This window comes from Nocardioides sp. YIM 152588 (assembly GCF_040191335.1).
Taxonomy (GTDB): domain Bacteria; phylum Actinomycetota; class Actinomycetes; order Propionibacteriales; family Nocardioidaceae; genus Nocardioides.
The window spans coordinates 1-14,628 of sequence record NZ_JBEGDJ010000077.1 but is presented as its reverse complement, the minus strand read 5'-3'; the positions used below and the strand labels follow the sequence as shown (position 1 = coordinate 14,628).

At 70.7% G+C, this 14,628-nt stretch carries 14 protein-coding genes; 3 read left to right on the top strand and 11 right to left on the bottom strand.

The features are described from left to right. Positions 1–377: 377 nt before the first annotated feature. A complete protein-coding gene (gene phoH2 / locus ABLM29_RS21105; protein WP_349716569.1) occupies positions 378–1,724 on the bottom strand; it encodes an RNA 5'-3' helicase PhoH2 in 1,347 nt (448 codons plus the stop codon). A 356-nt stretch (positions 1,725–2,080) separates the two neighbouring features. Between phoH2 and ABLM29_RS21100 the strand changes: the two genes are divergently transcribed. Beyond that, a complete protein-coding gene (locus ABLM29_RS21100) occupies positions 2,081–2,794 on the top strand; it encodes a hypothetical protein (protein WP_349716568.1) in 714 nt (237 codons plus the stop codon). A gap of 456 nt (positions 2,795–3,250) precedes the next feature. On the opposite strand, the gene ABLM29_RS21095 is transcribed toward ABLM29_RS21100, so the two are convergent. The 9 genes from ABLM29_RS21095 to ABLM29_RS21055 all read right to left on the bottom strand — a co-directional run bounded on the left by ABLM29_RS21095 (position 3,251) and on the right by ABLM29_RS21055 (position 12,339). Beyond that, positions 3,251–3,679, bottom strand: coding sequence for a DUF5709 domain-containing protein (locus ABLM29_RS21095; protein ID WP_349716567.1), 429 nt, complete (start codon positions 3,677–3,679; stop codon positions 3,251–3,253). Positions 3,680–3,744: 65 nt separating this feature from the next. Continuing rightward, complete coding sequence (trmB, locus tag ABLM29_RS21090) at positions 3,745–4,497, bottom strand: tRNA (guanosine(46)-N7)-methyltransferase TrmB (protein ID WP_349716566.1); 753 nt, start codon at positions 4,495–4,497, stop codon at positions 3,745–3,747. Positions 4,498–4,589: 92 nt separating this feature from the next. Then, entirely contained in the window at positions 4,590–5,783 is a 1,194-nt protein-coding gene (tuf, locus tag ABLM29_RS21085) for an elongation factor Tu (protein ID WP_349716565.1), read from the bottom strand. An 83-nt stretch (positions 5,784–5,866) separates the two neighbouring features. Further along, positions 5,867–7,930: an elongation factor G gene (gene fusA / locus ABLM29_RS21080; protein WP_502889294.1), complete on the bottom strand. Its 2,064-nt coding sequence runs from the start codon at positions 7,928–7,930 to the stop codon at positions 5,867–5,869. Between the two features lie 148 nt (positions 7,931–8,078). After that, the gene (rpsG, locus tag ABLM29_RS21075; RefSeq protein ID WP_349716563.1) at positions 8,079–8,549 is read right to left on the bottom strand and encodes a 30S ribosomal protein S7; all 471 of its coding nucleotides are present in this window, start codon (positions 8,547–8,549) and stop codon (positions 8,079–8,081) included. 1 nt (position 8,550) lies between these two features. Beyond that, on the bottom strand, positions 8,551–8,925 hold the full coding sequence (rpsL, locus tag ABLM29_RS21070) for a 30S ribosomal protein S12 (protein ID WP_028654597.1): 375 nt from the start codon (positions 8,923–8,925) through the stop codon (positions 8,551–8,553). A gap of 209 nt (positions 8,926–9,134) precedes the next feature. Further along, on the bottom strand, positions 9,135–10,568 hold the full coding sequence (locus tag ABLM29_RS21065; protein WP_349716562.1) for an NCS2 family permease: 1,434 nt from the start codon (positions 10,566–10,568) through the stop codon (positions 9,135–9,137). Beyond that, positions 10,565–11,815 carry an MFS transporter gene (locus ABLM29_RS21060; RefSeq protein ID WP_349716570.1) on the bottom strand — a complete coding sequence of 417 codons (1,251 nt, stop codon included), beginning with the start codon at positions 11,813–11,815 and terminating at the stop codon, positions 10,565–10,567. Before ABLM29_RS21060 ends, ABLM29_RS21065 begins: the two co-directional genes overlap by 4 nt. A gap of 83 nt (positions 11,816–11,898) precedes the next feature. Continuing rightward, a complete protein-coding gene (locus ABLM29_RS21055; RefSeq protein WP_349716561.1) occupies positions 11,899–12,339 on the bottom strand; it encodes a MarR family winged helix-turn-helix transcriptional regulator in 441 nt (146 codons plus the stop codon). A 95-nt stretch (positions 12,340–12,434) separates the two neighbouring features. Here ABLM29_RS21055 and ABLM29_RS21050 point away from each other — a divergent pair, with 95 nt between their 5' ends. Next, complete coding sequence (locus tag ABLM29_RS21050; RefSeq protein WP_349716560.1) at positions 12,435–12,722, top strand: DUF2530 domain-containing protein; 288 nt, start codon at positions 12,435–12,437, stop codon at positions 12,720–12,722. Next, entirely contained in the window at positions 12,715–13,347 is a 633-nt protein-coding gene (locus tag ABLM29_RS21045; RefSeq protein ID WP_349716559.1) for a class I SAM-dependent methyltransferase, read from the top strand. Before ABLM29_RS21050 ends, ABLM29_RS21045 begins: the two co-directional genes overlap by 8 nt. 46 nt (positions 13,348–13,393) lie before the next feature. Here the strand turns inward: ABLM29_RS21045 and ABLM29_RS21040 are convergent, their stop codons facing one another. Next, a complete protein-coding gene (locus ABLM29_RS21040) occupies positions 13,394–14,170 on the bottom strand; it encodes a DUF3027 domain-containing protein (protein ID WP_349716558.1) in 777 nt (258 codons plus the stop codon). Positions 14,171–14,628 lie beyond the last annotated feature (458 nt).

The window sequence follows — 14,628 nt, the reverse complement described above, 5'->3', positions numbered from 1 at the left end:
CCGGACAGTCAGTGAATGCGCACAAACAATTCACAACAAACCATCACTTGCATGACACACTGTTGAGTTCTCAAACATCACACGCACCAGCCTGGTGTCACCGGGAAGAACTTCCCGATGCCCTTTGGCGGGGCAACCTGTGAAACATTACCCACCGCTTCGTGTCCGGTCAAACCGGCGAGACCGCCGTTGCCCCGGACTCACTGGGGCGAGTGCCGTGGCAACCCGTTCCGCCCGGTTTCCCGGGGGCTTTCCGCTTGCCGCGGCGAGAGAGAACATTACGCAGACCCGCGCTCCGGGTCAAACCGACGACGCACCTCTGCGACCCGGACCGTCCCCCGGTCCGGGTCGCAGAGGTGTTTGCGCAGGTCAGCGGGTCAGAGGACCACGTTCTCCAGCATCTCGGTGACGAGGGCCGCGACCGGCGAACGCTCGGACCTGGTGAGGGTGATGTGCGAGAACAGCGGGTGCCCCTTGAGCTTCTCGACCACCGCGACGATGCCGTCGTGCCGGCCGACCCTCAGGTTGTCCCGCTGGGCGACGTCGTGGGTGAGCACGACCTTCGAGTTCGCGCCGACGCGGGAGAGCACGGTCAGCAGCACGTTGCGCTCCAACGACTGCGCCTCGTCGACGATCACGTACGAGTCGTGGAGCGACCGGCCCCGGATGTGGGTGAGCGGAAGCACCTCGAGCATCCCGCGGTCGAGGATCTCGTCGACCACGTCGGTCGAGGTCAACGCGCCGAGGGTGTCGAAGACGGCCTGACCCCAGGGCGACATCTTCTCCGACTCCGACCCCGGCAGGTAGCCGAGCTCCTGGCCACCCACGGCGAACAGCGGCCGGAAGACCACGACCTTCTTGTGCTGGCGGCGCTCCATCACGGCCTCCAGCCCGGCGCACAGCGCCATCGCCGACTTGCCGGTGCCGGCGCGCCCGCCGAGCGAGACGATGCCCACCTCCGGGTCGAGCAGCATCTCCAGCGCCACGCGCTGCTCCGCGCTGCGGCCGTGGACGCCGAACGCCTCCCGGTCGCCCCGGACCAGGTGCACCTGCTTGTCGGGCCCGACCCGACCGAGGGCGGTGCCGCGGTCGGACAGCAGCACGAGCCCCGTGTGGCAGGGCAGCTCGCGGGCCGCGTCGAGGTCGAGCGTCCCGTCGTCGTACAGCTCGTCGAGTTCGCTCGCCGCGACCTCGAGCTCGGCCATGCCGGTGTAGCCGGTGTCGGAGTCCGAGATCGCCTCGCCGCGGTACTCCTCCGCCCGGAGACCGACCGCCGAGGCCTTGATCCGCATCGGCAGGTCCTTGGAGACCAGGGTGACGTCGTTCCCCTCGTTCGCGAGGTTCTGCGCCACCGCGAGGATGCGGGTGTCGTTGTCCCCGAGGCGGAAGCCCGAGGGCAGCGAGGCCGCGTCGGTGTGGTTCAGCTCCACGCGCACGCTGCCGCCCTCGTCACCCACGGGCACCGGTGTGTCCAGGCGGCCGTGGCTGACGCGCATCTCGTCGAGCATGCGCAGGGCGCTCCGGGCGAAGTAGCCCAGCTCGGGGTGGTGCCGCTTCCCCTCGAGCTCGGTGATCACCACGACCGGGAGTACGACCTCGTGCTCGGCGAAGCGGCGCAACGACCCCGGGTCGGCCAGCAGGACGCTGGTGTCCAGGACGTAGGTGCGGCGCTTCGGCTCCGCGTCGGACGCGGCCGTGCGGGACTGGGACTTGGTGGTTGCCACGACACTCACCTCACCGACCGCACGCGCACCCACGCCCGGTCTACAGCTCTTCGACAGTGGACCGGGAGACGGCGCCCGAGGGGTGCGGGCTGGCTGCCCGACCGCGCATGCCTGCCCGAACGCCGAGGTGCCGGCGCCTCGCCACTCCCGTGCCGCAGGACACCGCCTGCACCCACCGGGTGATCGAGTCGTTGTTCACGAACGGGCCTCCAGATGTAGCGGGCTTCCCCACCCGCCATTGCTTGGGAACGTACGCCTCGGAATGAGCGGTTGGAGGCAACACGCCCGAACAGCCGGTGAACGTCATATCCCGGAAACTTTTCGGTCACCTCCGCTTCCGGGAGGAAACTGCTGTCATGCACCCGAAGGATCTCTGGGACTTCGACGACCCCACCGGCTCCGAGCAGCGGTTCCGCGAGGCGGCCGCCGCGGCGACCGCGCCCGACGCTGCCGCGGTGTGGGAGACGCAGGTGGCGCGGGCGCTCGGCCTGCAGGAGCGGTACGACGAGGGCCATCGCGCCCTCGACGCGATCGCGCCGGGCCTCGGCCCCGAGGTGGAGACGCGCGTCGCGCTCGAGCGCGGCCGCCTGCTGCGCTCGGCTGGCGACGCCGGGGCGTCCGCACAGCACTTCGACGACGCCGCCCGGTCGGCCGCCCACGCCGGGCTCGAGGAGCTGCACCTCGACGCGCTGCACATGCGGATCATCGTCGCCCCACCCGAGCTGAGGGAGCCGCTGACGGCCGACGCGCTGCGCATCGCCGCGGCCAGCAGCGACCCCCGCGCCCGGGACTGGGACGGCGCCCTGCTCAACAACCTCGGGATGTCCCGCGCCGACGCCGACGACTTCGACGCCGCGCTCGAGGCGTTCGAGCAGGCGCTGGTCGCGTTCGAGCGGATCGGCGACCCCGCACGGCTCCGGGTCGCCCGCTGGATGGTCGGCTGGGCGCTGCGGAACCTGGGGCGTCGCGCGGACGCCCTCGCCATCCAGCGGGCGCTCAAGACCGAGCTGGACGCGCTCGGTGAGGTCGATCCCTACGTGGACGAGGAGATCGCGCTCCTCGAGGAGTGAGGGTGGGGTGGTTTCGAGGCTCGCTGCGCTCGCACCTCAACCACCGACACCGGCTCGCTGCGCTCGCACCTCAACCACCGACACCGGCTCGCTGCGCTCGCACCTCAACCACCGACGCCGGCTCGCTTCGCTCGCACCTCAACCACCGACGCCGGCTCGCTGCGCTCGCACCTCAACCACCGACAGGGGTGGTGGTTTCGAGGCTCGCTGCGCTCGCACCTCAACCACCGACACCGGCTCGCTTCGCTCGCACCTCAACCACCGGCTGCCTGACGGCTGCCGTCGCGGGGAACGCGGGCCGAGCCCGCGCAGGGAGCGAAGCGACCGGAGCGGTCGAGGCCCGCTTCGCCGCGCGCAGCCGCCGCAGGCCGCCAGCGGACCTCGCACTGGGAAGTGCTCGACCGCGTGCGCGGCAGCGCGACGGAGCGAAGCGGAGACGCGCTCGCGCCATCCAACTCAGTCGTCGATGACGTGGACGGCCGCCTCCTCCGCGGAGGCCGCGGCGCCGTCGATGCCGACGTCCTCGCCGTACATCTCGGCGTCGATGTCCTCACCGACGCCGTGGTCGGGGTCGACCAGCCGGCCGGCACGCGGGCCGCCGACCTCGGGGTCGTAGTCGGAGAGCTGCTCGTCGACGTCGCCCTCGTCGGCGTACGGGTCGGGGTCCGGGACCTCCTGCGCCAGCCGCGCGTCGAGCGGCTCGGCGTGCTCGGCCTCCCAGTGGGTGTTGCCGTACCGCTGGGCCGCCGAGTAGCGCTCGGGCGGGGAGAAGCCGCGGTCCATCTCGTCGGTGACGTCCGCGTCCTCCAGGGTGTCCCCCGGGTCCAGCTGGGTCTCGTCGTCGACGCTGTAGTCGCCGTAGGACTCCCGGTCGTTGGTGGTCATCGTCGCCTCCTTTGGCCGTCCGATGCCCCCACCGTACGCGGGGCCGGTGCATTCCAGGAGGGGCCTTAGTCCCCCGCGCCCTCGTCCGCGCGGTGGTACGCCAGGTCGGTGATGGTGCGCCCGACCGCCACGCCCTTGCGCTCGAACTTCGTCACCGGGCGCTCGTCCCACCGGTCCACCACCCCGCCGGTCAGCCCCGGGGTGGCGTCGAGGACCTCGCGCATCTGCTCGGCGTAGTCGGCCCAGTCGGTGGCCAGGCGCCAGGTGCCACCCGGCGCGAGGCGCTCGGCGACGAGCCGGGCGAAGGCCGGGTTGACCAGCCGCCGCTTGTGGTGGCGGGCCTTGTGCCACGGGTCGGGGAAGAAGGTCCACAGCTCGCTGATGGAGCCGGGGGCGATCAGGTGCTCCATGGACCAGACGGCGTCCACGCCGCACATCCGGACGTTCTCGGCGCCGGCGTCGCGCAGCCGGGCGAGCGTCGCGGCCACGCCGGGGCGCCAGACCTCGAACGCCAGGACGTCGTACGACGGCCGGGCGGCCGCGAGGGCCGCGGTGGCCTCCCCGACGCCGGAGCCGATCTCGACGATCAGGCCGTCCCGCTCGTCCGGGCCGCGGCCGAAGCGCGCGTCGAAGGAGAAGCCCTCCTGGTCGACGGCCTCGTCCGGGATCACCCAGTCCTCGTGGTGGGCGTCCCAGGCGGCCTGCTGCTGGGGCGTGAAGCGACTGCCTCGCCGCGCGTAGGTGAGCACCTCCCGCATCCGGCGACCGTCCTCGGTCAGCTTGTGGTGGGGACGCGCCGGGGTGACGCGGTGGTTCATGGGTGCTCCGTTCGCAGGGTTCGTGCTGTGCCCGTAAAAGGCACGGAGCCCCCGAGCCTCTCGGCTCGGGGGCTCCGCAGTGGATCAGTCGATCACTTGGTGATCTTGGTGACCCGGCCGGCGCCGACGGTGCGGCCACCCTCACGGATGGCGAACCGCAGGCCCTCGTCCATCGCGATGGGCTGGATGAGCTCGACCGACATCTCGGTGTTGTCACCCGGCATGACCATCTCGGTGCCCTCGGGCAGGGTCACGACACCGGTCACGTCCGTGGTCCGGAAGTAGAACTGCGGACGGTAGTTGTTGAAGAACGGCGTGTGGCGGCCGCCCTCCTCCTTCGAGAGGATGTAGACGCTCGCCTCGAAGTTGGTGTGCGGGGTGGTGGTGCCCGGCTTGATGACAACCATGCCGCGCTCCACGTCCTCGCGCTTGGTGCCGCGGAGGAGCAGACCGACGTTCTCGCCCGCCTGGCCCTCGTCGAGGAGCTTGCGGAACATCTCGACACCGGTGACGGTGGTCTTCTGCGACCCCTCGCGGATGCCGACGATCTCGACCTCCTCGTTCACCTTGACGATGCCGCGCTCGATGCGGCCGGTGATGACGGTGCCACGACCGGTGATCGTGAAGACGTCCTCAACGGGCATCAGGAACGGCTTGTCGGTGGCGCGCTCCGGGGTCGGGATGTACTCGTCGACCGCGCTCATGAGCTCGGCGACCGAGTCGCCCCACTTCTCGTCGCCCTGCAGCGCCGGGAAGGCGGCAACGCGAACGACCGGAACGTCGTCGCCCGGGAACTCGTACTCGGAGAGGAGCTCGCGCACCTCCATCTCGACGAGCTCGATGAGCTCCTCGTCGTCGACCATGTCGCACTTGTTCAGGGCGACGACCAGGGCCGGCACGCCGACCTGGCGGGCGAGCAGCACGTGCTCGCGGGTCTGCGGCATCGGGCCGTCGGTCGCGGCGACCACCAGGATCGCGCCGTCCATCTGGGCGGCACCGGTGATCATGTTCTTGATGTAGTCCGCGTGACCGGGGCAGTCGACGTGCGCGTAGTGGCGCGCCTCGGTCTGGTACTCGATGTGCGCGATCGAGATCGTGATACCGCGCTGACGCTCCTCGGGAGCCTTGTCGATCTGGTCGAACGGCGAGGCCTCGTTGAGGTCCGGGTACTTGTCGTGCAGGACCTTCGAGATCGCCGCGGTCAGCGTCGTCTTGCCGTGGTCGATGTGACCGATCGTGCCGATGTTCACGTGCGGCTTGGTCCGCTCGAACTTCGCCTTAGCCACTGGGGCTCCTCCTGTGTGTGTGTTACTTGACTCGTACTAAAGGGGGTGGTGCCGAGGCCCGGCGCCGAGGAATCCGGAAGGGATTACTCGCCGCGCGCCTTCTTGATGATCTCGTCGGCGATGTTCGTGGGAACCTCGGCGTACGAGTCGAACTCCATCGAGTACGAAGCCTGACCGGAGGTCTTGGACCTCAGGTCGCCAACGTACCCGAACATCTCGGACAGCGGCACGAGGGCGGACACGACGATGTCGCCGTGACGCTCCTCCTGCGCACGGATCTGGCCGCGACGGCTGTTGATGTCGCCGATCACCGTGCCGAGGAAGCTCTCGGGGGTGGTGACCTCGACGGCGAACATCGGCTCGAGCAGGCAGGGGCGCGCCTGACGGGCGGCCTCCTTGAACGCCTGCAGACCGGCGATCTTGAAGGCGAGCTCGGAGGAGTCGACGTCGTGGTAGGCGCCGTCCTCGAGCGCCATCTTCACGTCGACCATCGGGTAGCCGGCGAGGACGCCGAACTCCATGGCCTCCTGGCCGCCCTGGTCGACCGAGGGGATGTACTCCTTCGGGACGCGACCACCGGTGACGTTGTTGACGAACTCGTAGCCCGCGCCGGTGCCGGTCTCGGGGTCGATGTTCGGCTCGATCGAGATGACGACCTTCGCGAACTGACCCGAACCACCGGTCTGCTTCTTGTGGGTGTACGAGTGGCTGGCCACCTTGGACCGGATGGTCTCGCGGTAGGCGACCTGCGGCTTGCCGACGGTCGCCTCGACCTTGAACTCCCGCTTCATGCGGTCGACCAGGATCTCCAGGTGGAGCTCGCCCATGCCGGCGATGATGGTCTGGCCGGTCTCCTCGTCGGTCTTGACGACGAAGGTCGGGTCCTCCTCGGAGAGGCGCTGGATCGCGGTGCCCAGCTTCTCCTGGTCGGACTTGGTCTTGGGCTCGATGGCGACCTCGATCACCGGGGCCGGGAAGGTCATCGACTCCAGCACGACCTGGTTGCTCGGGTCGGACAGGGTGTGACCGGTGCGGGTGTCCTTGAGGCCCATGACGGCGACGATCTGGCCGGCGCCGACCGACGCGATCTCCTCACGCTTGTTCGCGTGCATCTGGTAGACCTTGCCGATCCGCTCCTTGCGGCCGTTGACCGAGTTGACCACGGTCGCGCCGGCCTCGAGCTTGCCCGAGTAGACCCGGACGTAGATCAGCTTGCCGAGGTGCGGGTCGGCAGCGATCTTGTAGGCCAGGCCGGAGAACGGCTCGTCGTCGGAGGGCTTGCGGGAGATCGCCTTCTCCTCGTCGCGCGGGTCGTGGCCGACGATGGCGTCCACGTCGAGCGGCGAGGGCAGGTAGTCGACGACCGCGTCGAGCAGGGGCTGCACGCCCTTGTTCTTGAACGCGGTGCCGCACAGCACCGGGTTGACCTTGTCGGCCAGGGTCGCGGCGCGGACGGCCTTCTTGAGGGTCGGCACGTCGAAGACGTCGCCCTCCTCGAGGTAGACCTCCATGAGGTCGTCGTCGGTCTCGGCGAGGGTCTCGACGAGCTTCTCGCGGTACTCCGCGGCCTGCTCGGCCAGCTCGGCCGGGATCTCCTCGATGGCGTAGTCCTCGCCCATCTTGGTCTCGCCGCGCCAGACCTTGGCGTGCATCTCGATCAGGTCGACGACGCCCTGGAAGTCGGACTCGGCACCGATCGGGAGCTGCAGGACCAGCGGGGTGGAGTTGAGGCGCTCGACCATCATGTCGACGCAGCGGAAGAAGTCCGCGCCGGTGCGGTCCAGCTTGTTGACGAAGCACATCCGCGGGACGGAGTACTTGTTGGCCTGGCGCCACACGGTCATGGTCTGGGGCTCGACACCCGCGACACCGTCGAAGACCGCCACGGCGCCGTCGAGGACGCGCAGCGAGCGCTCGACCTCGGCCGTGAAGTCCACGTGGCCGGGGGTGTCGATGATGTTGATCTGGTGGTCCTTCCACCAGCAGGTCGTCGCGGCCGACGTGATGGTGATGCCGCGCTCCTGCTCCTGCTCCATCCAGTCCATCGTGGCGCCGCCCTCGTGGACCTCACCGATCTTGTAGGTGATGCCGGTGTAGAAGAGGATGCGCTCGGTGGTGGTGGTCTTGCCGGCGTCGATGTGCGCCATGATGCCGATGTTGCGAACGACGTTCAGGTCCGTCGTGATGTCGACTGCCACGTGAGTCAGCGTTCCTTAGATAGGTGAGTCTGGGGATCAGGGGCCGGTGCGGCCGGGTGGGGGCCGGGCGACGTCGTACGCCGCCCGGCCCGTCACGTCACCAGCGGTAGTGAGCGAAGGCCTTGTTGGACTCGGCCATCTTGTGGGTGTCCTCGCGCTTCTTCACAGCGGCACCGAGGCCGTTGGAGGCGTCGAGGATCTCGTTCATGAGCCGCTCGCTCATGGTCTTCTCGCGGCGGTCCTGGGCGTAGCCCACGAGCCAGCGGAGCGCCAGCGTGGTGCCACGGGTGCCCTTGACCTCGATCGGGACCTGGTAGGTCGCGCCACCGACGCGGCGGGACTTGACCTCGATCGCGGGGCGGACGTTGTCCAGCGCGCGCTTGAGGGTGATCACCGGGTCGGTGCCGGTCTTCTCGCGGGTGCCCTCGAGCGCCGAGTACACGATGCGCTGAGCGACCTGCTTCTTGCCGTCCATCAGCACCTTCGACACGAGCTGGGTGACCAGCTGCGACCCGTAGACCGGGTCGACGTCGATCGGGCGCTTCGGCGCGGGGCCCTTGCGCGGCATATCAGCTCTTCTCCTTCTTGGCACCGTAGCGGCTGCGAGCCTGCTTGCGGTTCTTCACGGCCTGGGTGTCGAGGGCACCCCGGATGACCTTGTAGCGGACACCGGGCAGGTCCTTCACACGACCGCCGCGGACGAGCACGATCGAGTGCTCCTGGAGGTTGTGACCCTCACCCGGGATGTAAGCGGTGACCTCGACGCCGCTGGAGAGGCGCACACGGGCAACCTTCCGCAGGGCGGAGTTCGGCTTCTTCGGGGTGGTGGTGTAGACGCGGGTGCAGACGCCACGGCGCTGCGGAGATCCCTTCAGGGCAGGCGTCTTGTTCTTCGACACCTTGTCCTGGCGGCCCTTGCGGACCAGCTGCTGAATAGTGGGCACCTGGTGGTTCCCTTTCGGTCTTCTCTCAGTGCTCGGCACCTTGCCGGGCACGCGGTGATGCGGTGTTGCTTCGTGCCTTCGACGCCTCCGCGACGGGGCTGATCCCCGGGGGCGTGCGAGCGCCTGGGTCACCCCAGACACAAGCAACGAGATTACCGGCCGTTACAGGCGGAAGCAAAACTGCGCAAGTACGCTCGGAGCAGGCCCGATCACGTCAGCCAGGCCGTCAGCGGCTCGATCGCGAAGTAGACGATGAACAGCGCCGCCACCAGCCACATCAGCGGGTGCACCTCCCGGGCCTTGGCGCGCACCGCCTTGAGGAACACGTAGGCGATGAAGCCGGCTCCGATGCCGGCCGTGATCGAGTAGGTGAAGGGCATCAGCACGATGGTCAGGAACGCCGGGATCGCGATCTCCACGTCGGTCCAGGTGATGCCGGTGACCTGCTGCATCATCAGGAAGCCGACCAGCACCAGCGCCGGCACCGCGGCCTCCGACGGGATCACGTCGACCAGGGGCGTGACGAAGGTGGTGAGCAGGAAGAGCAGGCCGGTCACCACCGAGGCCAGGCCCGTCCGCGCGCCCTCCCCGACACCCGAGGCCGACTCGATGTAGGAGGTGTTGGACGAGACGCCCGCGGCGCCGCCCGCGGCCGCCGCGATCGAGTCCACGACCAGGATCCGCTCGGTGTGCGGCGGCTTGCCCTCGTCGTCGAGCAGGCCGGCCTCCGCACCGATCGCGGTCATCGTGCCCATGGTGTCGAAGAAGTCCGCGATCAGCAGCGTGAAGACCAGCAGCAGCGCCGCCACCACGCCGACCTCGGCGAACGACCCGAACAGCGAGAACTCACCGAGGGTCGCGAAGTCCGGGGCGGCGAAGATCGTGTCCGGGATCGCCGGGACCGAGAGCATCCAGCCGCCCACCTCGGCGGTCGCCTCGACGATCACCGCGACCGCGGTCATCACCAGGATCGAGATCAGGATCGCCCCCGGCACGTTGCGGGCCCACAGGGCCACCACCAGCGCCAGCCCGACCACGAAGATCAGCACCGGCCAGCCGCTGAGCTCGCCCGTCGCGCCCAGCTGGACGGGAACCGTGGTGCCGGCGATGTCGGGCACGCGGGTCACGAAGCCCGCGTCGACGAAGCCGATCAGGGCGATGAACAGGCCGATGCCGACGGAGATCGCCGTCTTCAGCTGCGTCGGGATGGCGTGGAACACCGCGGTCCGGAAGCCGGTCAGGACCAGCACCAGGATGATGACGCCCTCCAGGACCACCAGGCCCATCGCATCGGCCCACGTCATCTGGCTGGCGATCGCGAACGCCACGAAGGCGTTCAGGCCCAGCCCGGCGGCGAGCGCCAGCGGGTAGTTGGCGACCACGCCCATCAGGATGGTCAGCAGGCCGGCGGCCAGCGCCGTGCCGGCGGCGATGGCCACGGTGCCGCCGCCCGGCACGTTGCCGCCGCCGAGGAAGTTGCCGTCCGCGTCCGGCGCGAAGCCGAGGATCAGCGGGTTGAGGACCACGATGTAGGCCATCGTGAAGAAGGTGACCACGCCACCCCGGATCTCGCGGCCCACCGTCGAGCCGCGGTAGGAGATCTGGAAGTAGCGGTCGACGACGTTGCCCGAGACTGCACTCACCGAGGAATCATCGCAGCCACGAGCGGGGGCGAGTCCACCCCCCGGCCCGCCGTGCGGCGCTCGGCGGCGGCGCGGACGACGAGGGCCAGCCCGACGCCGACCAGCACCAGGATCCCGCCCAGGACGAGGGTCCAGCGGGCGCCGTACGTCTCCCCGATCCAGCCGATCAGCGGCGAGCCGATCGGGGTGCCACCCATCACGATCGTCATGTAGAGCGCCATCACCCGGCCGCGCAGGGCCGGGTCGGACTCGATCTGCAGCGTCGCGTTCGCGGAGTTGAGCAGCGTGATCGTGGCCAGGCCGATGAAGGGGCAGAGCAGCGCGAAGGTGAGGTAGCTGGGCATCAGGCCGGCCGCGATCTCGGCCACCCCGAACGCCACCGCGGCGCCGACGAGGAGCCGCAGCCGGACCCGGACCCGGCCGGCCGCGAGGAGCGCGCCGCTGAGCGAGCCCACCGCGAGCGCCGAGCCGAGCAGGCCGAACTCGCCCGCGCCCTTGCCGAACACCTCGGTGGCCATCAGCGCCGAGGTGAGCTGGAAGTTCATCCCGAACGTCCCGGCGAAGAAGACCAGGACCAGGATCATCAGCATCTTCGGCTGGGTCCGCAGGTAGGCGACGCCCTCCCGGAGCATCCCGGGCTGCCGCCCCGCCGGCCGCGGCGCGCGCAGCGCGGCGACGTCCATCCGCTCCAGCTGCGCGATCACGGCCAGGTAGGACAGCGCGTTGAGCAGGATCACCCAGCCGGTCGCGGTCATCCCGCCGCCGAGGACGCCGATCAGCAGGCCGGCGAGCGCCGGGCCGATCAGGCGGGCGGTGTTGAAGGCGGCTGAGTTGAGGCCCACCGCGTTGGTGACGTCGTCGGGCCCGACCATCTCCGAGACGAACGCCTGGCGCGCCGGCGCGTCGAACGCGGAGCCGACGCCGAAGGCCAGCGCGAGGGCGTAGACGTGCCAGGTCTGGGCGTGCCCGGAGACGGCGATCAAGCCGAGCGCGAGCGCGGCGAGCGCCATCGTGGCCTGGGTGACCTGCAGCATCCGGCGCTTCGGGAAGCGGTCGGCGATGACGCCGGCGTACGGCGAGAGCAGCAGGACCGGGAGGAACTGCAGGCCGGTGGTGATGCCGAGCTCGGTGCCGCCGTTGCCGGGGATGGTCAGGACCAGCCAGTCCTGGGCGACGCGCTGCATCCAGGTGCCGACGTTCGAGACGACGCTGCCGGCGAAGTACAGGCGGTAGTTCGGGTGGGACAGGGAGCGGAACGTGGGACTCGTGGTGACTCCTCGGAGTGGTGCTGGCGATGGTGCTGGCGATGGTGCTGGCGCGCGCGGCGCCGTCAGTCGTGGTGCGCGAGGCGGTCGAGGATCGGGGCGGCGCGGCGCAGCACGTCCCGCTCCTCGGGGCTCAGCTCGGCCAGGCCCCTGGCCAGCCAGGCGTCGCGCCGCGCGCGGTCCGCGAGCAGGGTCGCGCGACCCTGCTCCGTGAGCCGTACGACGACCTGGCGGCCGTCCTCGGGGTGCGGCCGCCGCTCGACGTAGCCGCCGGCGGCCAGCGCGTTCACGGTCCGCGTCATGCTCGGCGGCTGGACCCGCTCGCTCGCGGCCAACTCTCCCACGCCGGTGTCGCCGTTGCGGAACAGGACCCCGAGCACCGCGGTGGCGCCGATGCTCAGCGGGTTGCCGGGGTCGCGCTCGGCGACCAGCCGGCGGCGCAGCCGCATCACCGCGACGCGGAGCTCGCTGGCGAGCCCGGCGTCGGTGCGGCAGGTTCTCTCCACGGTGGGCACGTGGACTGTAACTCCTTAGCCTTGCTAACTATTCCCGCTTCTCCCGCCGATGCCAACGCATCCGGGCGGACGCCTACGATGGAGCCGTGGATCCCGAGCAGTACCCGCCGCAGCGCGACCCCAGCAACCGCCTGATCGCACGCGTCGAGCCGCTCGACGTCGACGGCGTGCGCACGGTGCAGGTGGGCACCGTGCTGTTCCTGGTGGCGTTCGTCGGCCTGCTGCCCTTCTACGGCAGCCTCCAGGAGCACGGCCGCACCTGGCTGCTGTGGATGTGCCTCACCGGCGTCGGGCTCGGGCTGATCGGCCAGGGCTACTGCAAGCGCCGCCGCCAGGCCCGGCTCCAGCGTGACGAGTACGGCTCCGATGCCTGAGCGGACCTCCCTGCCGCCGACCCGGTGGGCCCTCGGCGGCACCAAGAACGCCGGCTACGGCCGCCGCTTCGCCGAGCTCATCGACGAGGGCGCCGACGTCGACGGCGAGGGCCGGCTGGCCGACGCCCTCGTCCCCCGCGGCGCGAGGATCCTCGACGCCGGCTCCGGCATGGGCCGGGTCGGCGGCTACCTGCACACCCGCGGCCACCGGGTGGTGGGCGCCGAGCCCGACCCCGTCCTGGTCGAGCAGTCCCGGCGCACCTTCCCCGACCTGCGCGTGCTCCCCCTGCAGATCCTCGAGCTCGACACCACCGTGCTCGCGGAGGCCGGCGCCCCGACCGAGCTGGACCTGGTCGTCTGCGTCGGCAACGTCCTGCCGTTCGTCGCCGCCGGCACCGAGGTCGCCGTGCTGGAGCGGCTGCGGTCGCTGCTCGCCCCCGGCGGGCGGATCATGGCCGGCTTCCACCTGACCGGCGGGCCGGACACCGCCCGGCGCTACCTCCCCGAGGAGTTCGTCGCCGACGTCGACGTCGCGGGCCTGCGGGTCGAGCACCGGTTCGGCGGGTACGACCTGCGGCCGGTGGACGGCGAGTACGCCGTGTGGCTGCTCGCGCCCGCGGGCTGACCGGGCCTTCGACGTACCGGGCGCCCGGCGTGCCGGGCCGGTTGGGTCAGAAGGACTCGAGGTCGTCCCGGCTGACGGTGTCGAGCACCGGCGGCGCGGTCGGGACCGGGGCGTGCCGCTTGCTCAGCCGCACCTCCGAGTGCGCGCCGCAGCCGTGGTCGAGGCTGACCACCCGGCCGTCGTCGTTGGCGTCGCCGTTGGCGCACACCCCGAACGTCTCCGACAGCGGACCCGCCAGGCGCACCAGGAAGCCGCAGGACCAGCACTTCTCCGAGACCGACTTGGCCACCGGCGCGTCCGGTCCGCCGTCGCCGTCGTACCAGCGCTCGGCGGCGGCGTCCCGGCCCTCCGGGGAGAGCGTGCGGACCCGGCCCAGGCCGAGCTCCTTGGCCACGGCGCGGACCTGCGCCTTCTCGTCGGCGTCGAGCGGGTCGTCGCCGAAGGAGTACGTCGGCACCAGCCGCGGGTCGTCGTCCTCCACCGGCAGCAGGTCGCCCGGCGACATGTCGCCCGGCTTGATCCGCTCGCGGTAGGGCACCCACGCCGGGGCGGTGATCGCCTCCGCACCGGGCAGCAGCACCGCCTCCACGACCGTGACGCGCTTCTGCCGCGGGGCGCGGGTCAGCGTCACCGCCCACTGCCAGCCCAGGTAGCCCTTGCGGCGGCAGGCGAAGAGGTGGGTGACCACGCGCAGGCCGTCACCCTGGTGACCGAGGTGGTCGCCGACGTCGCCGGCGTCGACCTCCTCCAGGAGCGCCGCCCGCGCGGCATCGACCGCATCGGCGGTGACGGCGTCGATCGACCTACGTTCCAGGGTTGCCACGCGCACAGCATCCCTCATCCGGGCCGGGAACGTGACGTCGGGGCACCCAGCGCCGCGATTTGGCCCGGATCCGGGCTGAGCCTGGATCCAGACCGAGGTGCGCCACCACGCGGGACGCGCGGGTTGGCAAGATGGGGATCGTGAGCAGCGACGGACGGCATCCCGGTCCCCCACCCCCGTCCGCCACGCCCACCGGCCCCGACGCTCCGGACGACCCCACCGAGCCGATCCGGCCCGCCAGGTCGACCTCCGCCTCCGCCGCGGGGTCGGGTGACGGGTCCGGCGAGGGGGCGGGTGAGGGGTCCGGCGAGCCGCGCGCGACCGCCGGCGGGAGCCTCGGACGCGGCGCCCGCGCCACCTCCCCCACGACGTCCGCGGCGTCGCCGCGGGCGAGCCCTACCTCACCGTCCGAGAGGAGCAGCAGATGAGCAGCAGCCCGCGTCGTAGGCGCTGTACTT